We start from the raw sequence: 22,806 nt of genomic DNA, 5'->3' as shown, positions 1-22,806 counted from the left end.
AGGCTTCTGTTTATAAAACACAAATAATGGGGAAGTTACTTAGGAAGACTTCAAGGCAAACTTAATCATTTCTTCAACGGTTAGGGTAGCACCCTCCCGTTTAATGATTGTATCTAAGGTTTTCTCGGCGACATTCTTCGCGAAGCCTAAGGTTACTAATGCAGATAACGCCTCCTCGCGGGCCGTATTGTGCGCCCCAAAAGAGACCGTTACCGCATCGGCACCCAGCCCTTTCCGGAATTTATCGCGCAGTTCCAGAATAATACGCTGGGCGGTTTTGGCTCCAATACCTTTCACCTGCTGAATGGTGCGTACGTCTTCCCGCACAATGGCTTGCTGCACTTCCTGCACGGTCAAAGAGGAAAGAATCATGAGCCCGGTATTAGGCCCCACCCCCGAAATAGAGATCAGATGTAAAAAGGCGCTTTTCTCTGCCAGAGTGGCAAAACCGTACAGCGTGTGCGCGTCTTCTTTGATGTGCTGGTGCGTGTACAGACGGCAACGTTCGCCCTCCGGCAATTGCCCGAAGGTGTTGAGCGAGATACGAAGCTCGTAGCCCACACCTCCTACATCAATAATGACGAAAGTTGGATCTTTCTGCGCCAGGCGACCGTCTAGATATGCAATCATAAAATGATAAGTGTAATCAGCTTACAAAGATATCCTGTTTTTAGGTCGTTTTTTAGTAAACAGCCTAAAAACAGGATATGAAATTTCTGGGATGGCTAGAAATACCTACTTGTTGGTATAACGCCTCTCAATTAGCCCTCTTGGTCTACAGTTCTGCCTTGCAGGTTTGGGCATCTACCACGGCAATGGCTACCATGTTGATGATCTCCCGCACTGAGGAACCTAGCTGCAGAATATGCACCGGCTTGCGCATGCCCATCAAGATAGGACCAATGGCTTCGGCGCCGCCGATTTCCTGCAAGAGTTTATACGCGATGTTACCCGCCGCCAAACCAGGGAAGATGAGGGTGTTGGCCCCCACGTTGGCCAGTTCACTGAACGGATAGTGCTCGCGCAGCAAATCTGGGTTCAAGGCCGTGTTGGCTTGCATCTCGCCGTCTATGATGAGGTCTGGGTAGCGGAGCTTGGCCAGGCGGGTAGCCTCGCGGGTTTTGGTAGGCACCTGCCCAGAACTTGACCCGAAGTTGGAGTACGAAAGCACCGCCATTCTTGGCTCACGGTCAAAGAAACGTACGTAACGGGCCGTTAAGCCAATGATGTCCACCAGTTCCTCGGCGCTAGGCTGCAAGTTTACGGTGGTGTCTGCGAAGAAGTACGGCTCTTTCTTGTTCTGGATAATGTACATGCCCGCCACTTTGTTCACGCCTTCCTCTACGCCAATCACGTGCAGGGCTGGTTTGATAGTGGACGAGTATTCCCGGGTAAGACCAGAGATGAGGGCATCGGCTTCGCCGGTTTCCACCATCATACAACCAAAGTAGTTGCGGTCGCGCACCAGTTTTCGGCAATCAAATAGGGTTAAGCCTTTGCGCTTGCGTTTCTCATACAGCAGGTGCGCGAATTGCTCGCATTTGGCGTCTTCTTCGCGCGGGTCAATGATGACACTGCCGGTTAAATCCATGTTGAACTCAGTGATCATTTCCTGGATGCGGGCCCGCTCGCCCAACAGAATAGGGTAGGCCAGTTTTTGCTCCAGCACGGTTTGGGCCGCTTTCAGGATTTTGTAATGATCTGCTTCAGCGAAGACCACTGTTTTAGGATTCTGACGGGCCTGGGTCAGCACACGGTTCATCAGTTTCTGGTCAATACCTATGCGGGCCTGCAGTTCCTGGTGGTAACGCTCCCAGTTAGTGATAGGATGACGCGCCACGCCAGAGTCCATAGCCGCTTTGGCTACCGCTGGGCTAATGGTGGTGATCAAACGTGGGTCCAGCGGTTTAGGGATCAGGTACGTCCGTCCGAAGGCAATGGAGTTATCGCCGTAGGCTTTGTGCACGATGTCCGGCACACCTTCTTTGGCGAGATCTGCCAGAGCATATACGGCGGCCAGTTTCATGGCTTCGTTGATTTCGGTGGCCCGTACGTCCAAGGCCCCTCTGAAAATGTAAGGGAAGCCCAGTACGTTGTTCACCTGGTTAGGATGGTCTGAACGGCCGGTAGCCATGATCAAGTCATCACGGGTGGCCATCGCGGTTTCGTAGGCAATCTCCGGGTCTGGGTTGGCCAACGCGAAGATGATAGGGTCTTTTGCCATCAGTTTCACCAATTCTGGCGCTAAAACGTTGCCGGCGCTCAGGCCTACAAACACATCGGCTCCGTCCATGGCCTCGGCCAGAGTGGTGATTTTACGGGTGGTCACAAACTGGGCGCGGTAGATGTCCAAGTCATTGCGCTCTGGATTGATGATGCCGTCTTTGTCAAACATGACAATGTTGTCAATGTTCACGCCCAACTCCAGATACAGTTTGGTGCAGGCAATAGCGGCCGCGCCAGCCCCGTTCACCACCATCTTGATTTGGGAGATGTCTTTGCCTACCACTTCCAACGCGTTCAACAGAGCCGCGCTGGAGATGATAGCCGTGCCGTGTTGGTCATCGTGCATGAGCGGAATGTTCATCTGCTCGCGAAGGGCATTCTCAATCTTGAAGCTTTCAGGGGCTTTAATGTCTTCCAGGTTGATGCCGCCGAACGTAGGCTCCAGCGACTTTACAATCTGGATGAATTTGTCTGGATCGGTCTCGTTTATCTCAATGTCAAATACGTCAATACCCGCAAATTTCTTGAAGAGCACTCCTTTCCCTTCCATCACCGGTTTAGAGGCCTCCGGGCCGATGTTGCCTAGGCCCAGAACGGCAGTTCCGTTGGTGATCACGCCCACCAGGTTACCCTTGGCGGTGTATTTGTAAACATCGTCTATGTTGGCGGCTATTTCTTTACAAGGCTCTGCCACACCCGGCGAATACGCCAAGGCTAAGTCCATCTGCGTGCTCACCAGTTTGGTAGGCACTACCTCTATCTTACCGGGTTGTCCCTGGCTGTGATAATTCAGCGCATCTTCCTTGTTGATTTTAATCATGTCCTTCTTTGTCGTGTTGTGGTAGTCTTTATGGGGCCGCCGCCAAGCCAACGCTTGTTGGGCGGTGAATAATTCAAGTTGCTATCTTTTTTTCAGTTGAGCAAGTAAGCCGTGGGTTCTCACCTCCTGGTTTACCGCCTGATTTATGCAAAACACCTTAAAAACAAATAGCATCCCAAGCCGAAGCCAGGGATGCTATCTTTTTAGTACGTACAGAATCAGCCTACAATCAGCTTCATACCAGGCTTTAAATCATCGCCTTTCAGTTTGTTTGCTTTTTTGAGTTTCTCTACGCTCACGTTGTTGTAGCGCTTGGAAATATTCCAGAGGGTGTCGCCTGGTTGCACGTGGTGCACGGTTTGCGGTTTCTCTACCTCTGCTTTCTTAGCTGCTAGTGTTTTCTTGGAAACCAAGGCAATAGCTGCATTCTCTTTGGGAACACCATTGGCGTTAGGGCCAGCGTTTTTACCTGCGGTAGTGGAAACTTCTTCTGCCGAAGCCAGTAAGGTAGTCTCAGCGGCCGCTGTTTCCGTAGATTTTACCGATCGCATTTCCTTCGCCTCTGGTTTGAACACCACCAGCTTCTGATTCGCGACTAGCATATTGCCGGAGATCTTGTTCCAGGCTTTCAGTTGCTCTACCGTTACGTTCTGCTCTTTCGCGATTTTGGAAAGATTGTCGTTGCGGCGCACAATGTAGGTAGTTCTGACGGTGCTGTCTCCAGAGGTTGGTTCTGCTTTCGCCAGCATGGTAGTGGGTACTTCCTGCAAAGAAGGCAATTTGGTTCTGGCCGGAGCTTTGTACGGCGCTACGTAGCGGGAAGAGTCCAGAATCGCCATTCTATTTTCTGCCAGGAAAGGGCGAACATCTGCCGGAATGCGCAGCGGGAAATTAGACACGTTCTCCGGGATGTGCTTCAGCTTGAGCGCCGGGTTCAGGTTCACGATCTGGTCTTCGGGCAAATTCAGTTGCTTGGCTAGCAACTTCAAATCTACCGGCTGGCTAACTAACATGGTGTCCACGGCAATAGGAATCTGCACATTGGCTGGGTGCAGGTTGTGGTCTTCGGCGTGGTTCAATGTGTAGACCAAAGCCGTGAAGGACGGCACGTAAGCCCGCGTTTCTTTAGGCAAATACGGATAAATGCCCCAAAACGTAGTCTTTCCGCCGGAGCGGGTAATGGCCTTTCTTACGTTACCCGGACCGCAGTTATAAGCCGCCAACGCCATTTCCCAGCTCCCGAACATGCGGTACAGCTGTTTCAGGAACTTGCACGCGGCCTCAGTGGATTTCTCCGGGTCCATGCGCTCGTCCAGGTAATGGTTCTGCACCAGACGGAAATCACGGCCGGTGAAGTCCATGAACTGCCACAAACCAACGGCTTTCGCGGAGGAAACCGCTTTCGGCAATAACGCTGATTCCACCACCGCCAGGTACTTCAACTCATCGGGCATGTTGTGCTTGGCCAGGTACTTCTCAAACATGGGGAAGTACATGGGTTTGCGCTCCAGCACGCGCCGGGTATACTTCCGGTTCCGGATGGTGAAGTAGTCAATCAACCCTCTTACCTGCTTGTTGAACTCCAGGGGAATCTCCTGTTCCAGACAGCTGAGGCGGTCCTGGATGAGTTCATCGGTTTCTACCGGAATGAACTCAACGGAATCAACGAGTACCTTAGTAGTGTCTTTTACTTGCACCGCTGGAACATCCAGTGTCGGGGTTTCCTGGGCCTGCACGGCAGAGCCCAAGCCTAGTGAAAGTACAAGGCCAGTAAGAAAGGTAATTTTGTGCATTAGGCGGTTAGGTGTGGTTGATGGTTCATCAGTTGTTTAGAGAAGGCCAGTAATTGCTCTTCCCCAAAAGCTTTGGTCATCAGCTGTACCCCAATCGGTAGCCCTGCGGCGTCTGTGCCAATTGGTAACGAAATAGCCGGAATGCCTGCTAGGTTTGCCTGCACCGTGTAGATATCCTCCAGGTACATGGCCAGCGGGTCCTTGGTGTTTTCCCCAATCTTGAAAGCAGTAGTAGGGGTTGTGGGCAGAATCAGAAAATCGTATTGGCTTAAAAGCTCATCGGTTTTCTCTTTGATAAGACGGCGTACCTGCTGCGCCTTGGTGTAGTAAGCGTCGTAGTAATCTGCGCTAAGCACAAAGGTGCCTAATATGATGCGGCGCTGTACTTCCTTTCCGAAGCCTTCGGAACGGGTCTTTTTGTACATAGAGGCCAGATCCGTCGCGTTCTGGCTCCGGAAACCGTACTTCACCCCATCGTACCGGCCCAGGTTGGAACTGGCTTCGGCGGTGGTCAGGATGTAATAGGTGGGTACTATGTAGTCTAGGAAGTGGAATTCCACCGGTTCCACGGTGTGGCCGTCGGCTTGCAGTTGGTCTAAAACGCCTTGCACGGCGGCTTTCACCTCAATATTCAACCCAGGGCTCTCGAAAGAATCCCGGATGAACCCGATGCGGGCCGGGCGGTCAAAGGTCAGGTTTTGGCTGTAAGCAGGAACGGGACGCTGGCTCACGGTCGCGTCAAACTCATCGGCACCGGCCATCACTTCTAAAAGTAGGGCAGCGTCTTCCACGCTCTGCGTGATCACGCCAATCTGGTCAAAGGAAGAAGCGTACGCGATGAGGCCGTAGCGCGAGATACGCGAATAGGTAGGTTTCATGCCCACCACCCCGCAATACGCGGCTGGTTGGCGTACCGATCCCCCGGTGTCAGACCCGATAGAGGCTAAACAAAGATCGGCTTGCACGGCCACGGCCGAACCTCCCGAAGAACCGCCCGGCACGCGGGTAGTATCTACTTCGTTGAGGGCCGGTCCGAAGGCGGAGTTCTCGTTGGAACCGCCCATAGCAAACTCATCGCAGTTCTGGCGCCCGATGATGATGGCATCTTCGGCCAGAAGGCGCTGCACCGCAGTGGCGGTGTACAGGGATTTGAAGCCGTTCAGGATCTGGCTGGAGGCTTGGAGCGCGTGACCTTCATAGGCCAACACGTCTTTGATGCCAATCACCATTCCGGCCAGTTTGCCGGCAGTACCGGCTTTCAATTTGGCATCCACTTCTTCGGCTTGCCGAAGGGCCTCCTCTTCAAACACCTCCAGAAATGCGTTCAGATGACGCTTGGTGTTGATGTTCTGTAGGTAACGCTCCACTAGCAGACGGCAAGAGAGTGTACCTCTGCCTATCTCCTCGCGGATAGCGTCAAGGGATGTATAACGCATGTATTAAACGTTGGGGTTGTTGGGCGTTGGGTTCGGGTTGACAGGCGGATTGGTGTAAGGCGCGTTGTCATTGTTGTAGGGGGCGCCGTTATTGTATGGGGCGTTCCCGTTGTTGTAGTTAGGATTGTTATAACCAGGATTTGGGTTGGTATAACCTGGGTTCGGGTTATAGCCCGGGCCGTTGTTATAGTTGTTTCTGTTCTGGTTTGTATTGGAATACCGGTCATCACTGGCGGCGTTCTCAATGTCGTTCTTGATCTCTTTGGTGGCGTCTTTGAACTCCCGGATTCCTTTTCCTAAGCCACGGGCCAGGTCTGGGATACGCTTCGCGCCGAACAGCAACAGAACGATTAACACAAGAACGACCATCTCGCCGGTTCCTAAGTTGCCGATAAATAATAAGCTGGATAACAACATAGCTGTACTAATAAGGTGTTAAGGGTGTAAAATTAGGGTATAATTTCCAATTACTAGGTACTTCAGGGCAAGTTTAAAACGGAGAGGCGGTGGGACTATTTTAAAACGAGTTAAATATTAATAATCCATTTTTGCGTTGTTTTCCTGAAAATACCCGCAAAGGAGCCAGAACCTACGTTTTTTTAGCGACTTCCGGTTTTTTGCGTAGGTTTACTTCTGCGATTAAATTTTCATCTGTGCGCCGGAAGATTCTTTCTTTTCTTACCTCTCTCTCCACGCTGTGGCTCCTGCTGGGCGTGGCGTGCCAGTACGTGCCGCCGCACGTTTTCTGGCCGGCCGGTTTCATTGCCCTGTCTTTGCCGGGCGCGTTGGTGTTAAACGGAGTGCTGTTGTTGCTTTGGTTATGGCAACGCCCAGTATGGGCCCTTTGGCCGGCTCTGCTCATCTTTCTGTTCTGGGGGCAGCACACCCGCTACTTCAACCTGAGCACGTTAGATGAAAGCCTGGCTTCTGAGGAGCAGCGCATTCAGGTATTAAGTTACAACGTGCGCGTTTTCAATGTGTACCAGCATCTGCACGCCGCAGACCCAGACCTGCCGGAAAAAGAAATGAAATGGGTGGCCGAACATCCCGCCGATATTCTCTGCCTGCAGGAGTTCTACCATGATAAAACCGAGAACACCTACAACAGCCGCAAGCGGATAGGCAAACAGCAGGACCGGGAAATCTATGTAGGGAAAGCCCTTACCAACAGCATTGGCGCCGAGTTTGGCCTGGCTATTTTCTCTAGGTACCCCATCATTGACAAAGGGAGCGTCTCTTTTGACCGGCCTACCAAAAACCAAGTCATTTTTGTAGATGTGAAACTACCTTCCAAAGATACCCTGCGCGTCTACAACATGCACCTGGAGTCTATGGCCATTGAGGAAAAAGATGTGGAAGAAGCCATGCAAAGCGAAGCGGGACTCAAAACCAAAGGCCGCAACGTGGCTCGGCGGCTCAAAGGCGGCTTCATTGCCCGCAGCCACCAGGTAGAACGTTTGTTAGAGCATATCCAATCCAGCAGACACCCCGTGCTGCTCTGCGGCGACCTGAACGATTTGCCTAGTTCCTACACCTACCAACAACTACGTAGGCACCTGAAGAACAGCTTCGAGGAAGGCGGTAACGGTTTCGGGTTCACCTACAACGGCAAACTCCCCATCAGAATAGACAACCAGTTCTTCAGCGACCGCCTGGAACTACTTCAGTTCGACGTCCTCAACCAAATCCAGTTCACCGACCATTTTCCAATAGAGTCTACCTACGTGCTGAATGCTTCTGCTGTAGAGGAGGGAGATTGACTTTTTGGGGCTGGTTTATTGAAAACAGGCCAAGAATGGGCTTCTAATTCAGCGAACATTCTTTTGAGGCCTTGCCCCACGGAAGTTTCAAACTTCCGGTCATGATAGGTCCAAGTCACAGACTTGAACCATGTTCAGAGGGGAAAGGAATGCGTGTAATCTACTTGTGTAAACATCCCCCTTCGCCCCCTTCAAAGGGGGAGTCTCCGCTTTAGAAAGGTAGAAGTCCATGCTACTTTCCCCTTTCCAGTCTTCCCCAAGCGCGCCTCGCTTTTGGCCCTAGACAGACAAAACTATACGCAAAAGGCTATGCAGGCCGAAAGGGCAGTGCGAGAGGGGAAGACGGGGCCTCGCGGCCGTGAGCGCACGGAGGGAAACCATGCAACAATCCAGCATAAGGGCACCGCATCTACCCGCCGCCACGCCAGCAACAGGCAAACGGCATTCCCCACAAAACACTTTCTTTCCAGAAAACAACCCTCAAACTTCCTTCCTCAATCTGAAAGAAACCGGCACTTTACCCCATGAACCTCGTACCGTTACCACAAGTACCAGTAAGTTTTATAATTTTGCCGCATGAACCACCCATTGTCTTTATATAATACCCTCACCCGGACCAAAGAACCGTTTACTCCAATAGAAAGCCCGTTCGTGGGCCTCTACGTCTGCGGACCAACGGTCTACGGCGACGCCCACCTGGGCCATTCCCGGGCGGGCGTGGTGTTTGACGTGCTTTCCAGGTACCTACGATACGTTGGGTACAAAGTGCGTTACGTGCGCAATATCACCGATGTAGGCCACTTACAGAACGATGCTGACTCCGGTGAAGATAAAATCCAGAAATTCGCGAAGGCCAATCAACTGGAGCCCATGGAAGTGGTGCACCATTTCACCAATCGTTACCACGAAGATCTGGCGCAACTGAACGTCATCTCCCCAGACATAGAGCCTCGGGCTTCAGGCCACATCATTGAGCAGATTCAAATGATTGAGGAAATTCTGGAGAATGGCCTGGCGTACGTGTCCAATGGGTCGGTGTACTTTGATGTGCCTGCCTACAACCAGCAGCATAACTACGGAAAACTTTCGGGTCGGGTCATTGAGGATTTGATGACGAACACCCGCGAAGACTTGGAAGGGCAGGAAGAAAAACGTTCACCGCTAGATTTTGCGTTGTGGAAAAAAGCTTCGCCTACCCACATCATGCGCTGGCCTTCGCCGTGGTCAGAAGGGTTTCCGGGCTGGCATTTGGAGTGCTCGGCCATGAGCCGGAAATACCTAGGCACGCAATTTGACATTCACGGGGGCGGACTGGACTTGATGTTCCCGCACCACGAGTGCGAGATCGCTCAGAGCCAGGCCAGCCACAACCACACAGATGCCGCACGCTATTGGGTGCACAATAACATGATCACCATGAACGGCAAGAAGATGGGTAAGTCTTTGGGCAATTTTATCACGCTCCGCGAGTTATTTACGGGAGAGCACGAATTGCTACAGCAGGCCTACACACCTATGACGGTGCGGTTCTTCGTGTTGCAGGCTCACTACCGCAGTACGCTGGATTTCAGCAATGAAGCGTTACAGGCGGCCCGCAAAGGCTACCTCAAAGTGATGAACGGCCTCCGCATTCTGGACCAGTTGCAACGCCCGGAAGGAGCTGATGCGGTAGATGCGAAAGCCGAGGAGGAAATCAAAAAGCTGACCGCTGAGTTGTTCGTACCCTTGAACGATGACCTGAACACCGCCAAATCCATTGCCAACCTGTTCAACCTGCTCAAGAAAATCAACAGCATGCACACCGGCGGCTTCAAGCTGGAGACCATTTCTCAAGAGACCTTTGAGCAAATGCGCACCCAATACCGCGCCTTGGTTTTAGACGTGTTGGGCCTGAAAGTAGAGCAAACCGCCGATGCCCAATCATTGTTGGAAGTGGTGCTGGGCTTTTACAAAGAGGCAAAGGAAACCAAAGATTACGGCAAGGTAGATGCCATCAGGGCGCAACTGAAAGGGCAGGGCATTGTGATCAAAGACATGAAAACCGGTATTGACTGGGCTTATGAAGAATAACATGAAAGTTCTGGCTTTAGGCCTGCTGCTGGCCGCCAGTTTACCGGCCTGCGATAAAAAGACGAACTCTGACACCGCTACTGCGGAGCAACCGGCGGCTGCCGCAGCGGTGAATGTTCCGGCGTTCAACGCAGATTCGGCGTACCAGTTTGTCGCCAAGCAGGTGGCGTTCGGACCGCGTGTGCCCAATACGCCCGCGCACCGCGCCTGCGGCGATTACCTGATAGGGAAACTGGAAGGCTACGGAGCTACTATGCAGGTGCAAAGCTTTACCGCCAACGCCTATGACGGCACCGCCCTGAGTTTGCGTAACATCATGGCGCAGTTCAACCCCAAAGCCAGCAAACGTATTCTGCTTGCCGCCCACTGGGACACGCGCCACGTAGCCGACAAAGACCCGAAGAACCCTACCAAGCCCAATGACGGGGCCAATGACGGTGCCAGCGGTGTAGCGGTTCTGCTGGAGATAGCGCGGCAACTACAAGCCAATCCGCTAAGCGGAAACGTGGGCGTAGACCTCATGCTCTTTGACGGCGAAGATTACGGTCAGCCAGACAATGCCGGGGAATACAAAGAAGATACTTGGTGTCTGGGCTCGCAACATTGGGCGAAGAACCTCATGCCGCAAGGGTACAGCGCCAACTACGGCATTCTGCTGGACATGGTAGGGGCGAAGGGCTCTCGGTTTGCGCGGGAAGAAACCAGCAGGGCGTACGCCGGCGATGTGGTGGAGAAAGTGTGGCGCACCGCCAACCAGATTGGCTACTCAGACTATTTTCCGTTTCAGGACAGCCCCGGTATTACGGATGACCACACCTACGTGATCCAGCACGCCAACATTAGAATGGCCGATATCATTGCCTATGACCCTACTAGCCCAGACGGGTTCTTCGGGCCGTACCACCACCGGCAGCTAGATAACATGGACATCATTGACCGCAATACCTTGAAAGCCGTTGGTCAGACCGTGTTGCACGTAGTCATGACTGAACAGTAGAAGTAACGCAGCAACTATTTACAAGCCGTTTTCCGAGATTTAATCGGGAAACGGCTTTTTTATTTCTGCCGAAGGAAAACGGATTCCGTTTAACGGCTTGTTCTGGAAAACCAGGCTAAAAACGAGACAGCGTATATTCCAGCGAAACGCCTTCTTTATTCACCTGCAACGTCGCCTCACGGCCAACTACCAGTGCCAGGTTGCGGTCTACGTGCCCTACGGGGAAATCAAAACAAATAGGGTAGCCATAGCTGCCGCAATGTTCCAGAATAATCTGCGGCACGTCTTTCCCGAACGGAACGGCGGTGTCATTCATGTCTGAGAATTGGCCTACGATAAGTCCGGCTAGTTTCTCCAGTTTTCCCAGTCGCCGCAGGTGCACCAATACCCGGTCTATGTTGTAGTAATACTCGCCCACATCTTCCAAAAACAGAATCTTGCCGGTATAGTCCACGTCTGAGGCGGTGCCGGTTATGTTGTTCAGGAGAATAAGGTTGCCGCCTATCAGTGGCCCAGTAGCGGTGCCCGGCACGTTCAAAGGAGTAACCGGAACAGCGTAGGAAAGCGGCTCGTGGAATAGGATTCGGCGCAGCGATTCATCGGCTTCCTGGGTATCGGGTTTGCCCATGAGCAGGGGCATGGTGCCGTGCGTACTTTCCAGGCCCAACGTTTGCAAATGGCACAGCAGGGCCGTCACGTCACTGAACCCGATGATCCACTTTGGGTTTTTCTGAAGAGTGCTGAAGTCTAATTGGTCCAGGATGCGGGTGGTGCCGTAGCCGCCCCGCGCCGAGAAGATGGCCTTGATCTCGGGATCGTCCAGCATCTGCTGGAAATCTGCTCTCCGCAGTTCATCCGGACCTCCTAGGTAACCGTCCTCCGCGCCTATACTCTGGCCAAGAACCACGCGCAGACCCCAGGTCTCCAGTAGCTGGATGCCGTCCTGAATGTCTTCTAAACTTACTTTTCTGGCTAGGCAAACAATGCCAACGGCATCACCTTCTTGTAGAGCGGGAATAATCACGGGTAAACTGATCTGTAATATGAGCGCTCAAGGTAGGAAATTTTTACGAGTCCTTTTCGGGCGGAAGAGACAGCCTGTTTTTTGTCTCTTTTCTGAAAATTAAACCCAAAACGCTTCCATGCCATGACGGTCTTCTATCTTTGCCAAATTCCTAATTCTCAATTACAAAGTGGCCCGCATCAAAATAGACCTTCCCGCTAATTACTCTTTTCAAACCGAACTGCCCATCCGCATCACCGACCTGAACTATGGTGGGCACCTAGGCAACGATGCATTGCTTAGTCTGCTGCATGAGGCGCGGGTGCGTTTCCTGCAGGAGCACGGCTACACAGAAATGGACTTTGCCGGCGCTGGTCTGATTATGAGTGATGTGGGCATTGTGTACAGAGGCGAGGGCTTCTACGGCGATGTGCTGACAGTGCAGATTCAGGCTACTGAGTTCAGTAAGTACGGGTTTGACTTGGTTTACCGGCTTTCCAACCAGAACAACAAAGAAATAGCGCACGCTAAAACCGGGATGCTGTGCTTTGATTACAGCGCCCGAAAATTGAAAACAGTCCCGCAAGAAGCGCTGGAGCGTCTGGAAACTAAAGCATGAGATATTTTGTACCTTTGTAGTATGAGTACCACATTGATCCCAGATATAGAGATTCTGAACCGGCAGGACATCCGGAAACTGTCTTTGGACCAGCTAAAGGCCTGGATGACGGAACAGGGCGAAAAGCCTTTCCGCGCCAAACAGGTGTACGAGTGGATCTGGAAACTGACGGCTACCTCATTTTCAGAGATGAACAACATCAGTTTGCCGCTGCGCGAGAAACTGGAGCGTTCCTTCACCATCAACAGCGTGGAAGTAAACACCAGCCAGCTCAGCGAAGACTATACCATAAAATCTACCTTTAGGCTGTTTGACGACAACATTGTGGAAGGCGTGCTCATTCCGCACCCTAAGCGCATGACGGCCTGCGTTTCCAGCCAGGTAGGTTGCTCCTTGACGTGTTCTTTCTGCGCTACCGGTAAGATGGACCGCATCCGCAACCTCAACGCCGATGAGATCTATGATCAGGTAGTGCGCATCAAAGAACAGTCTGAGCAGAACTATAACCGTGCCTTGACCAACATTGTGTATATGGGCATGGGCGAGCCGCTGTTGAACTACGCCAACGTGATGAAGAGCATTGAGCGCATCACTGCGCCCGATGGCTTGAACATGGCGGCCCGCCGTATCACGGTAAGTACCGCCGGTATTGCCAAGATGATCAAGAAAATGGCCGATGACGGCATCAAAGCCAACCTGGCCCTGAGCTTGCACGCCGCCAATGATACCAAGCGCAACGAGATCATGCCCATCAACGAGACGAACTCTTTGGAGGCTTTGAAAGATGCGCTGGTGTACTACCACCAGAAAACCGGCCGGAAGGTAACGTATGAGTACATCTTGCTGAGTCACTTCAACGACAACCTGGAAGACGCCAAAGAACTGCTGCAGTTCTCCAAACTCATTCCTTGCAAAGTGAACATTATTGAGTATAACCCTATTGACGGTGGGCAGTTCCAAAAATCACAGGATGACCGTCTGGAGCCGTTCATGCGCTACCTGGCCGATAGAGGCGTGCAGGTGAACGTGCGCCGCAGCCGGGGCAAAGACATTGATGCCGCTTGCGGACAGTTAGCCATCAAAGACAAGAAAGAAGAAGTATAAGCCTGGCTTTCCCTGATAAAACAAAAAGAGCACCGATGTTGGTCGGTGCTCTTTTTGTTTTAAGCTTAGTTTGAAGAAACCCGCCTGAAAACGCTACAATGGTTTGCTGCGCAGGGCATCTCTGATCTCGGTTAATAAAACTTCTTCTTTGGTAGGAGCCGGCGGTACAGAAGGAGCCTCGGCTTTCTTGCGCTTTAGGTTGTTAATAAGTTTCACTACCATAAAAATGGCAAAGGCAATGATAATAAAGTCTACCACATTCTGCAGAAAAGAACCGTAGTTGAGGGTAACGTTAGACATCTTGCCATCGGCACCCAATACGTTTTCACGCAAGATTAATTTAAGATCGCTGAAATGGTTGCCGCCTATCACTAGGCCTAAAGGAGGCATGATAATGTCTTCCACCAAGGAAGTAACAATTTTCCCGAAGGCCGCGCCAATTACTACCCCCACGGCCAAGTCTATCACGTTGCCCCGCATGGCAAACTCTTTAAACTCTTTTATCACTGACATATGATGCTGTTTATGGTTTTGAATGGAGAAAGGTACGGTAAAACTCAGGGTTTGGATTAACGTGTTTTCACCACAAAGGTGCCCAAGATTTTGTCATGCAGGGCTTGCTTGCGGGAAGAGAAAGCCGCCATGATATACCCGATGAGCAGGATAAGAGCAGACAGGTATTTTGCAAGGGTTCTTCCCAAGGCCTTGCCAAAAGAAAGCTGCTCGCCCCGTTCACCAACCACCTTTAGGTCTAAGGCTCTTTTGCCCAGCGTGCCTTGCCAGGAAGAACTCTCCATGACAGAGAAGTATAGCAAGTTCAGCAAAAACGTGATACCCATAGAGCCAGACATGGCAGCCATCATGGCGTAAGGATTGTCGGTGTCCATCACTGCGACTGTGCCACCTACCATAAACATGCTGATGATCCAATTAGGAATGGCAAGCACTACCATGTCAATCAGGTAGGCCACAAACCTGATCCAGAAGCCTGCATACACCGGCATGTATGCGGTTTCATAAATGTCTGAGAAGAAAGAATCTTGGGTAGGAGTGTTTTCCATAAGAAGGGTAGGGATTAGTTTGTATTAAATATAGGATTTAATCTACATAAAGCAATACGCTATCTCCTTCGCCTTCATTTATTTGCGTCTTTTGGTTTCTTTCAAAAACCGTTGCAAGCCTTTTCTGATTTGTTTGGCCATATCTTCCTGAAACTGTGGGTTGATCAGACGTTGCTCGTCATCGGGGTTGGAGGCAAAGGCGGTTTCTACCAAAGCGTTAGGGTACTCCGTAGGCGCGTTCAGCGCGAAGTTGAAGCCCCCAATGTTCCCGAATTCTTTCAGGCCCAATTGCAGTACCTCTTCGTACAAAGCCTGCGACAACGGCCGGAAAGCCAGGTGGCGGTAATAGGTGCTGGCTCCCTGCACCTCGGCCCGGCCCGAGGAATTTACGTGCACGCTCACCAGCAAATCTGGTTGCGCTTCTTTCAGCCTCTGGATGCGTACAGAGTTGTCTAGCGTCACATCGGTTTCCCGGGTCATGATCACCTTGGCTTTCTGTTGCTCCAGTTCTTTCTTAAGATGTTGCGCTATCTTGAGGGTGATCTCTTTCTCAGGAATGCCAGTTTTGCCTTTGGTGCCTACGTTGGTGCCGCCGTGGCCGGCGTCTACGGCAATGGTCAGGTGCTTCAGTTTCAGTTTTTCGGGTTGGCGTTTCACCTTCACTACCAACGAAGTGCCTTGATAGCCGACGCTGTACCCCCAAGCCTGCGGATGTTTCAGGTCGATGATCATGCGGTACACGTCTGAAGCCACCTGTTGGTACTGCACGTTCTTTACCTCGCGCAAGGTGCGGTGCAAGGTCATCCAGTTGGTATTGGAAACGGCGCCGTAGATATCCACGATAATGCGCGAAGGATCCACGTCCAGGTAAGAAGTATAAGGCAGGCGCTGGCCTACCGCAACCCGTACGTAGTCATATTTGCCTTTGGCGTCGTCGCCAGTCACGCTCCAGGAGCTGGTGAGGCTTTCGCCGGTGTAGGTGCTGGGGCCTTCTAGTTTCACCTGCTGTTGCGGAATATAGGCGTTAAGCGTGCTGGAAAGTTTGATCTTGTAGTACCGCCCAATCTTGCCGATGATCTGCACCCGCACCAGAGAATCTAAGTAGCCCATTTTGGCCCCGCCTAACCGATCCTCGCCCAAGCCATAGTTCATGTACGGCATTTTGCCTTGGGTAAGGCCATACAGGGGTTGGGCAGGGTTAAGGATAGTGACTTTGCTGGTGGAGCTAAAGACGGTATAAGGGTACAAATCTGTGGTGTCATCTACCAGCACCGACAGGTTCAGGTTAGGGAGTTTGTCGCCGGTCTGGACAATGTAAGAACCCACATATAAACCGGTCTCGCCTTTGTTCTGCGCGGCCGGAAGTTCCGGCAAGGGGTGCTTGTTCCAAAGGCTTACTTTAAGGCCCGTTCTAGCTTTCACCCGCACATTCAACCGGTCGCCGGGCTGCAGCCAGAGTTCAGCATCTGGCTGGGTGCGCACGTACTCTACTTGAAGTGAATCAACTGCCGCGGGCGTGATGGTTTTGGTCGTTGAAGCTTGCTTGGTTGGGGCAGCTTGAGCCACAGCCAAATGTCCAAAAAGGCATAAGAGCAGTAAGGAGAGGAAGAATTTCATAGGAGAAGATAGTGAGGAAAGCAATATAATGGTAATGCGATGTTTCTGGTAATAATTACCAAAGATATGATGAGATGTAGGGGTAATCCCTTGTGGTTGCCCTTCTCTTTGGCTGATGATATCGCAGGGACAGGTCGCGACCTGTCTGTACATTCTCTGGAATAGCGGGGGAATGAAAAGGGGCAACCACAAGGGATTGCCTCTACGAAGCCTGAATTCTGAAAAGTAGCCCAAAAACAAAAAAGTCCCGCAGCCTTTTGGGTGCGGGACTTTCGTTTGGAGCGGAAGCGAGTTTACAAGGCTTCCTTCTTTTCTTTCAGCATAATGGCGTCTACGTTCTTGCTCCGGATAAGCTGGTTCAGGGCCGGCAAATCGGTGGCGAAGACTTGGTTTAGCTTTTGTAGCTGAGCATCTATTTCAGCAGTTACTTCCTTCTGGAAAGCATACATCTGATCGGTTGGACGGTAATCCCCCACTGAGGCTTGTGACGCAAGGTTCGCCAGTCGGTTGTTCAGCTTGATAGGGAAATTAAGCGGGTCTTGGCCACTGCGGTTCTTGGTCTGGTATAGGGTTTCCTCCACCTCGGTCATTTTCTTATTCAGAGTCTTGGCGGCTTCCAGTACGACCTTCATGTCGTCACGGCCTTGGAAACGAGCCGTCACCCCGTTGATCTGGGTGCGGGCCTCTCGTATCTTGCTGATGGCGTCATTGGTCTGGGTGAGTTTGTCACGTACCGAGATCAGGAAGGTGTGTTGTGCCTGCAAATCTGCGAGCGGAGTCTGGCTGCGTGGGTCCTGCAAAATCTGGAACTCGGTTTCCTGCGGTTGTCCGTTTACGGTGAGGCGCGCTTTGTACGTGCCGGGTACCGCTTTAGGGCCTTGGGTGCCACCACCCCACAGAATCATTCCTTCAAACCGGGAAGCTTCTGGGTACATCATGTTCCACACGAAACGGTTCATGCCTTCCTTCACTTCCAGCTTGCTGGCGTTTTCTTTGGCTTTGTTGTCATACTTCTTAATCAGCTTGCCGTCCTGTTGCATGATCTCCAGGGAAATCTTGGAGGTAGAATCTGGGGCAGTTGGCAAGTAGAAGTGTACTAGTACGCCTCCCGGGTGGTTTTGGCCCTCAAATTTAGTATTAGCCACATTGCCGCCGTTCATTCTATATGAAGGCATGGGTTTGTAGAGGTGAAACTTGCTGCTGGCTACCTGGGGCGTGAGTTGGTGCAAAGGAGTAAGATCATCAATTAACCAGAAGCCACGGCCCTGGGTAGCGGCAATAAGGTTGTCGTTTTTGATGGTCAGGTCTGTGATGGGCACCAACGGCAGGTTCATCTGAAACGGTTGCCAGTTTTTACCATCGTCAAAAGAAACGTACATGCCGTACTCAGTGCCGGCGTACAGCAAACCGGCACGCTTAGGATCTACGCGTACCACACGGGTAAAATGCGTATCGGCAATGCCTTTGGTGATTTTGGTCCAGGTTTTTCCGTAGTCATCGGTCTTGAACGACAGCGGCTGGAAATCGCCTTTTTTGTACAAAGTAGCCGCAAAGTACATCACGCCTTTCTGGGTAGGGTGCGGTTCTACGCTGTTCACCATGCTCCAGTCTGGCAGATTCTTAGGCGTCACATTTTTCCAGGTTTTGCCGCCGTCGCGGGTGACGTGTACTAGGCCATCATCAGAACCGGTCCAGATCACGTTCTCCTCGGCCGGAGACTCAGCCGCCGCGAAGATGGTGCCGTAGTACTCTACGCTGGTATTGTCTTTGGTAATTGGGCCGCCAGACGGACCTAAGGTAGACTTGTCATTGCGCGTAAGGTCTGGGCTGATGTCTTGCCAGGATTGTCCTTCATTGGTGGTCACGTGCAAATAATTGGACGTGGTGTACATCTTCTTAGGGTTGTGCGGCGAGAAGAAGATTGGGAAGTTCCACTGGAAGCGGTACTTCAAATCCTCGGCGCCGTGGCCCATAGGGTTGTCTGGCCACACATTGATGGTACGCTCAAAACCAGTGGAATGGTCCACGCGGGCCAGGAAGCCGCCGTAGTTTCCGCCGTACACAATCTCAGGGTTGGTAGGGTCCACGGCCAAATGCGCACTTTCAGCGCCAGCAGTTTCTTCCCAGTCATGGATGCCAATGCTGCGGCCCGTGGTGCGGTGGGCAATACGCAAGGTAGAATTGTCTTGCTGTGCCCCGTAAATGCGGTACGGGAAAGCATTGTCCGTTACCACGCGGTAGAACTGGCCGGTGGGTTGGTTGTCCATGGTGCTCCAGTTCTCGCCACCGTCAAAGCTCACCTGCGCGCCGCCGTCATCGGCGATGATCATGCGCTTGGGATCTTCCGGAGCAATCCAAAGGTCGTGGTGGTCTCCGTGCGGCGCGTTGTTGCTTTTGAAAGTGCGGCCGCCATCTGTGGAGTGGTGGTAGCTTACGTTCATCACGTACACGCCGTCTTCGTTCTTAGGATCGGCGGTCACGCGGGTATAATACCAGGCGCGCTGGCGCAGGTTGCGGTCATCATTGGTTTTAGTCCAGTTCTGGCCGCCGTCATCAGAGCGGAACAGACCCCCGTCTTCGGCTTCTACCATGGCCCACACGCGTTGGTTGTTGGCCGGAGAAACGGCTACGCCGATAATGCCGAGCGTTCCTTTAGGCAAGCCGGTGTTGCGGGAAATTTCCTTCCAGGTATCGCCACCGTCGGTACTTTTCCAGATGCCGGAGCCTGGTCCACCCGAAGATAGGCTGTACGGTGTGCGTTGTAGGCGCCAGGTGGTGGCGTACAGGTTGCGTGGATTCACCGGGTCAATGATCAGGTCAAACGCACCTACTTCGTTATTCACGAACAGCACGCGCTCCCAGTTCTTACCACCGTCTTTAGAGCGGTACACGCCGCGTTGCTCATTGGGTGCATACAGATTTCCCAAAGCAGCAGCGTATACGATATCCGGGTTTTTAGGGTGAATGCGTACTCGAGGAATATGTTTGGAGTCTTTCAGCCCGATGTGTTTCCAAGTTTGGCCCGCATCTTCAGATTTCCACATCCCGAAGCCCGAGGACACGTTGCCGCGCACGGTTTTCTCGCCTTCGCCCACGTAGATCACGTTAGGGTCAGACTCGCTCACGGCCACGGCGCCAATAGAGCCGCCAAAAAACTTATCGGAGATGTTCTCCCAACTAGAACCACCGTCTTTGGTGCGCCAAACGCCGCCGCCTGTGGCTCCAAAGTAAAACAAGTTTGGCTGGCCCGGTACCCCTACCGCTGTGCCCGAACGGCCACCCCGGTAAGGTCCAATAGTGCGCCAGGTAAGCCCTTTGTAGAGTTTTTCAGGAAATGCCTGCTGGGCTGCTTTATTGTTTTTAGAAGTGCTGGTTTTGAGTTTCTTTTGGTTCTGGGCCTCAGAGGAAAGTGGCGCCAGAAGGGTGATTCCGCCTAGCAGCAGGGGGAGACACTGCCGGAAGAACCGATGAGGTAAAGGTGTTTGCATGTTCGTAGGTTTTGGGTCTGGTAGTGGAATAGAGGCAGTAAGCTACTGAAAAATTGAGAAGGAGCGAAAAGAACCCCTTAGTTCTTACCTATTTCCGGGAAAACACTCCAGAAACGGGTAGTTAAGATGAAGGAGAGGGGAGCTGCCTTGCTTTGCCAGCCTCTGAAAAGATGTTTTTGCCCTGATTTACTTAAAACAGGCGCAAAACAGAGCGCATCTGGAGTGCCCGGCTTCCGTGAAGCAAAAGAAATATCCTGAAAGAAAGATTCTTTAAAATTTTATATGAGAACGGCTTTTAACTTGTTTTAAAGTGCCAGCTTCTTTTTATATTACTTCTCTAAAAAGAAGCCAAAAACATGAACACATCCTTTCCTTACCCGCCCATGCCCCAGCACGTAAATGAGCAGGTAATTGCTCCCTCGGCGGCATTCAAGCAAGAAGTGGTTAAAGTAGCAGGTGCCATTGCATTTTTTGCGGTGGTCTACGTGGCTTTGATGGCCGCCGCGGTAGCCTTGGCGGTTTTATGTGGCTATGCCGGAGTGATGTTGGTCTTGCTGAAACCTGCTTTCATTACACTCATGCTGGGTTTGGGGCTGGCCGGTCTGGGGCTGATGGTGTTGTTCTTCCTGCTCAAGTTCATCTTCAAGCGCAGCAAAACGGACCGGTCTGGCATGGTGGAAATCACAGAAGCGGAACAGCCGGAATTGTTCGCATTTGTGCGGAACATTACGCAGGAAACCCAGACGCCTTTTCCTAAGCGCATTTACCTTTCTGCCGAGGTAAACGCCGCCGTTTTCTATGATTCCAGTTTCTGGAGCATGTTTTTGCCCGTGAAGAAAAACCTGGTAATTGGGTTGGCCCTGGTCAATTGCGTGAACATCACCGAGTTTAAAGCCATTCTGGCCCATGAGTTCGGGCACTTTTCGCAGCGCAGCATGAAGCTGGGTTCTTACGTGTATAACGTGAACAAAGCCATCTATAACATGCTGTATGACAACGAAGGCTACGGCAGAACCCTAGAGAAATGGTCTAACATCAGTGGCTACTTCGCCTTTTTCGCGGGGCTTACCGTGAAGATTGTGAAAGGAATCCAATGGGTGCTGCAGAAAGCCTACGTGGTGGTGAACAAGCCGTACATGAGTTTATCCCGCCAGATGGAGTTCCACGCCGATTCTGTGGCCGCTTTTGTGACCGGTTCCGAGCCGCTCATCACCAGCCTGCGCCGCATTGAAGCCGCCGATATTTGCTACTCGCAACTGTTTAACCAATACAATGCCTGGCTCAGCGAAAACCTGAAAGCTGACAACATGTATCCGCAGCACCAGGAACTCATGCACCAGTTCTCCGCTGATTTCAACATTCCTATGGCGCACGGCTTTTTGCAGGTGAATGCCCAATCGCTGGCGTCGTTCAGTCAAAGCAGGTTGGTGATCAAAGACCAATGGGCCTCACACCCCAGCACTGATGACCGGGAGGCGCATCTGCTGTCCCTCAACATTCCCACCGTAATGATGCAGGAGCCCGCGTGGGTACTCTTCCGGCAAGCCGAACAGGTGCAACGACAGATGACAGAGCAGATTTACGAGAGTGCCCCGTTCAAGGGGAACCCGCAACTGCTTTCACTGGTAGCCTTCACCCAGAAAATAGCTTCTGAACGGAGCGAACGCAACTTTGACAAAGCCTACCAGGGCTTCTACGATAACCGCATCCTGAAAGCCTTCGACCTGGAAGAAGCCGCCATCCAAGCCAACGTTCTTCCCGTACTTCACTTTGATGACCTGTTCACTGAGGCTACTACGCAGCTACCAGAAAAGATCAACCAACTGGAAAAGGATCTGAATGTGGTGCAGCAAATCGCCAAAGGCGAATATGACATCAAAACCTTTGACTTTGACGGACAGAAGTACAGTGCCAAAGAAGCCAGTACAGTGCAAGCTATATTAGAGCAGGAGCTGCAGGAAGCCCAAGCGCGGCTAGAGCAAGTAGACAAAGACGTATTCCAATTCTTCGCGCAACAGGCCCCGGCCGAGGAAAAGAAAACAAACCTTGTGGCCATGTACAAGCACCTGTTCACTGCTACCGCTGAAGCCGAAGAAGACACCAAACGCTACCAGAACATCCACACCACTCTAAGCCCGGTTTTCACGTCAGATATGGCCATTGAAACCGCCAAAGCTATCATCCAAGAGGTGAACCAACAGGAGCAGCCTTTAAAAGAGCGCTTGCAGCAACTGCTGCAGGAAACCACCTACACCCGCTGCCTGACTCCTGAACAGAAAACCAAACTGGAAACGTACATGGCACACCAACACCAATACTTCACCGAAAAGGGCTTCGAAAACGAGGCAATCTCCCTCTTAACCGAGGCTCTTGATATTTATGTAGGCACCACGTGGGAAAGATGTTTTCAGCTGAAGAAAGAAATGCTCGCCTTCCAGATGAGCCTGCTGCCAGTGCAGCAGGAAGCACCCGTAGTGGAACTGGCAGGATAGGTTTACGATTCAGGGCTGTTTTGCGGGAAATAGGCTGGATATGGCATTATCGGAGACGCTCGCAGGTCCTCCGGACGCTACGAGGTCTTTGGAGCTGTCTTGCAGAAAACAGGCTGGAAACGTAATTCAGCAATACTAGTTTGGGACTATCGCCTCACGGAAGTTGCAAACTTACGGTCATTATGGGTCCAAGTCACAGACTTGAACCATGGTTAGTAGTTGGAACGCGTGTAACCGGCAGGTGTAAACATCCCCCTTTGCCCCTTCAAAGGGGGAATCTCTTCTTTAAAAGATAGAGACCTATTGCTACTTTCCTCCTT

16 protein-coding genes are annotated in these 22,806 nt (G+C 51.9%); 6 read left to right on the top strand and 10 right to left on the bottom strand.

Features of this window, described 5'->3' with window-relative positions:
• Positions 1-39: 39 nt before the first annotated feature.
• The 5 genes from ruvA to ACY0JR_RS13410 form a co-directional block, all read right to left on the bottom strand.
• Positions 40-630 (bottom strand): Holliday junction branch migration protein RuvA, encoded by a 591-nt coding sequence (gene ruvA, locus ACY0JR_RS13430; RefSeq protein ID WP_462634610.1) that lies wholly within the window; start codon positions 628-630, stop codon positions 40-42.
• 145 nt (positions 631-775) lie between these two features.
• Complete coding sequence (locus ACY0JR_RS13425) at positions 776-3,046, bottom strand: NADP-dependent malic enzyme (RefSeq protein ID WP_462634609.1); 2,271 nt, start codon at positions 3,044-3,046, stop codon at positions 776-778.
• Between the two features lie 218 nt (positions 3,047-3,264).
• Entirely contained in the window at positions 3,265-4,839 is a 1,575-nt protein-coding gene (locus tag ACY0JR_RS13420; protein ID WP_462634608.1) for a lytic transglycosylase domain-containing protein, read from the bottom strand.
• Positions 4,839-6,275, bottom strand: coding sequence for an Asp-tRNA(Asn)/Glu-tRNA(Gln) amidotransferase subunit GatA (gene gatA / locus ACY0JR_RS13415; protein WP_462634607.1), 1,437 nt, complete (start codon positions 6,273-6,275; stop codon positions 4,839-4,841). Before gatA ends, ACY0JR_RS13420 begins: the two co-directional genes overlap by 1 nt.
• Before the next feature lie 3 nt (positions 6,276-6,278).
• Positions 6,279-6,692 carry a Sec-independent protein translocase subunit TatA/TatB gene (locus ACY0JR_RS13410; RefSeq protein WP_462634606.1) on the bottom strand — a complete coding sequence of 138 codons (414 nt, stop codon included), beginning with the start codon at positions 6,690-6,692 and terminating at the stop codon, positions 6,279-6,281.
• 236 nt (positions 6,693-6,928) lie between these two features.
• Between ACY0JR_RS13410 and ACY0JR_RS13405 the strand changes: the two genes are divergently transcribed.
• The 3 genes from ACY0JR_RS13405 (at position 6,929) to ACY0JR_RS13395 (ending at position 11,102) form a co-directional block, all read left to right on the top strand.
• A complete protein-coding gene (locus ACY0JR_RS13405) occupies positions 6,929-8,035 on the top strand; it encodes an endonuclease/exonuclease/phosphatase family protein (RefSeq protein WP_462634605.1) in 1,107 nt (368 codons plus the stop codon).
• A 576-nt stretch (positions 8,036-8,611) separates the two neighbouring features.
• On the top strand, positions 8,612-10,105 hold the full coding sequence (gene cysS / locus ACY0JR_RS13400; RefSeq protein WP_462634604.1) for a cysteine--tRNA ligase: 1,494 nt from the start codon (positions 8,612-8,614) through the stop codon (positions 10,103-10,105).
• Between the two features lies 1 nt (position 10,106).
• Positions 10,107-11,102 (top strand): M28 family peptidase, encoded by a 996-nt coding sequence (locus ACY0JR_RS13395; RefSeq protein WP_462634603.1) that lies wholly within the window; start codon positions 10,107-10,109, stop codon positions 11,100-11,102.
• A 115-nt stretch (positions 11,103-11,217) separates the two neighbouring features.
• On the opposite strand, the gene ACY0JR_RS13390 is transcribed toward ACY0JR_RS13395, so the two are convergent.
• Positions 11,218-12,126 carry a S66 peptidase family protein gene (locus ACY0JR_RS13390; protein ID WP_462634602.1) on the bottom strand — a complete coding sequence of 303 codons (909 nt, stop codon included), beginning with the start codon at positions 12,124-12,126 and terminating at the stop codon, positions 11,218-11,220.
• Positions 12,127-12,295: 169 nt separating this feature from the next.
• Between ACY0JR_RS13390 and ACY0JR_RS13385 the strand changes: the two genes are divergently transcribed.
• Together ACY0JR_RS13385 and rlmN are read left to right on the top strand one after the other, a co-directional pair.
• Positions 12,296-12,724 (top strand): acyl-CoA thioesterase, encoded by a 429-nt coding sequence (locus ACY0JR_RS13385; protein WP_462634601.1) that lies wholly within the window; start codon positions 12,296-12,298, stop codon positions 12,722-12,724.
• Between the two features lie 21 nt (positions 12,725-12,745).
• Positions 12,746-13,828, top strand: a complete 1,083-nt coding sequence (rlmN, locus tag ACY0JR_RS13380; RefSeq protein WP_462634600.1) for a dual-specificity RNA methyltransferase RlmN — start codon at positions 12,746-12,748, stop codon at positions 13,826-13,828.
• A 93-nt stretch (positions 13,829-13,921) separates the two neighbouring features.
• Here the strand turns inward: rlmN and mscL are convergent, their stop codons facing one another.
• The 4 genes from mscL to ACY0JR_RS13360 all read right to left on the bottom strand — a co-directional run bounded on the left by mscL (position 13,922) and on the right by ACY0JR_RS13360 (position 19,994).
• Entirely contained in the window at positions 13,922-14,341 is a 420-nt protein-coding gene (mscL, locus tag ACY0JR_RS13375) for a large-conductance mechanosensitive channel protein MscL (RefSeq protein WP_462634599.1), read from the bottom strand.
• Between the two features lie 56 nt (positions 14,342-14,397).
• Complete coding sequence (locus tag ACY0JR_RS13370; protein WP_462634598.1) at positions 14,398-14,889, bottom strand: RDD family protein; 492 nt, start codon at positions 14,887-14,889, stop codon at positions 14,398-14,400.
• Between the two features lie 78 nt (positions 14,890-14,967).
• A complete protein-coding gene (locus ACY0JR_RS13365; RefSeq protein ID WP_462634597.1) occupies positions 14,968-16,455 on the bottom strand; it encodes an N-acetylmuramoyl-L-alanine amidase in 1,488 nt (495 codons plus the stop codon).
• A 344-nt stretch (positions 16,456-16,799) separates the two neighbouring features.
• Positions 16,800-19,994: a WD40/YVTN/BNR-like repeat-containing protein gene (locus tag ACY0JR_RS13360; protein ID WP_462634596.1), complete on the bottom strand. Its 3,195-nt coding sequence runs from the start codon at positions 19,992-19,994 to the stop codon at positions 16,800-16,802.
• A 356-nt stretch (positions 19,995-20,350) separates the two neighbouring features.
• Between ACY0JR_RS13360 and ACY0JR_RS13355 the strand changes: the two genes are divergently transcribed.
• A complete protein-coding gene (locus ACY0JR_RS13355; RefSeq protein ID WP_462634595.1) occupies positions 20,351-22,486 on the top strand; it encodes a M48 family metalloprotease in 2,136 nt (711 codons plus the stop codon).
• Positions 22,487-22,806: the final 320 nt, after the last annotated feature.

It is taken from the genome of Rufibacter sp. JT3400010 (assembly GCF_054956755.1).
This window is presented reverse-complemented; position numbering and strand designations above follow the sequence as displayed.

Excerpts from the sequence above, each read along its gene's own strand:
- ruvA (WP_462634610.1), bottom strand. The coding sequence starts at position 630 with ATGATTGCATATCTAGACGGTCGCCTGGCGCAGAAAGATCCAACTTTC.
- ACY0JR_RS13370 (WP_462634598.1), bottom strand. The coding sequence starts at position 14,889 with ATGGAAAACACTCCTACCCAAGATTCTTTCTTCTCAGACATTTATGAA.
- ACY0JR_RS13425 (WP_462634609.1), bottom strand. The coding sequence starts at position 3,046 with ATGATTAAAATCAACAAGGAAGATGCGCTGAATTATCACAGCCAGGGA.
- rlmN (WP_462634600.1), top strand. The coding sequence starts at position 12,746 with ATGAGTACCACATTGATCCCAGATATAGAGATTCTGAACCGGCAGGAC.
- cysS (WP_462634604.1), top strand. The coding sequence starts at position 8,612 with ATGAACCACCCATTGTCTTTATATAATACCCTCACCCGGACCAAAGAA.
- ACY0JR_RS13360 (WP_462634596.1), bottom strand. The coding sequence starts at position 19,994 with ATGCAAACACCTTTACCTCATCGGTTCTTCCGGCAGTGTCTCCCCCTG.
- ACY0JR_RS13395 (WP_462634603.1), top strand. The coding sequence starts at position 10,107 with ATGAAAGTTCTGGCTTTAGGCCTGCTGCTGGCCGCCAGTTTACCGGCC.
- ACY0JR_RS13420 (WP_462634608.1), bottom strand. The coding sequence starts at position 4,839 with ATGCACAAAATTACCTTTCTTACTGGCCTTGTACTTTCACTAGGCTTG.
- ACY0JR_RS13410 (WP_462634606.1), bottom strand. The coding sequence starts at position 6,692 with ATGTTGTTATCCAGCTTATTATTTATCGGCAACTTAGGAACCGGCGAG.
- gatA (WP_462634607.1), bottom strand. The coding sequence starts at position 6,275 with ATGCGTTATACATCCCTTGACGCTATCCGCGAGGAGATAGGCAGAGGT.
- ACY0JR_RS13355 (WP_462634595.1), top strand. The coding sequence starts at position 20,351 with ATGAACACATCCTTTCCTTACCCGCCCATGCCCCAGCACGTAAATGAG.
- mscL (WP_462634599.1), bottom strand. The coding sequence starts at position 14,341 with ATGTCAGTGATAAAAGAGTTTAAAGAGTTTGCCATGCGGGGCAACGTG.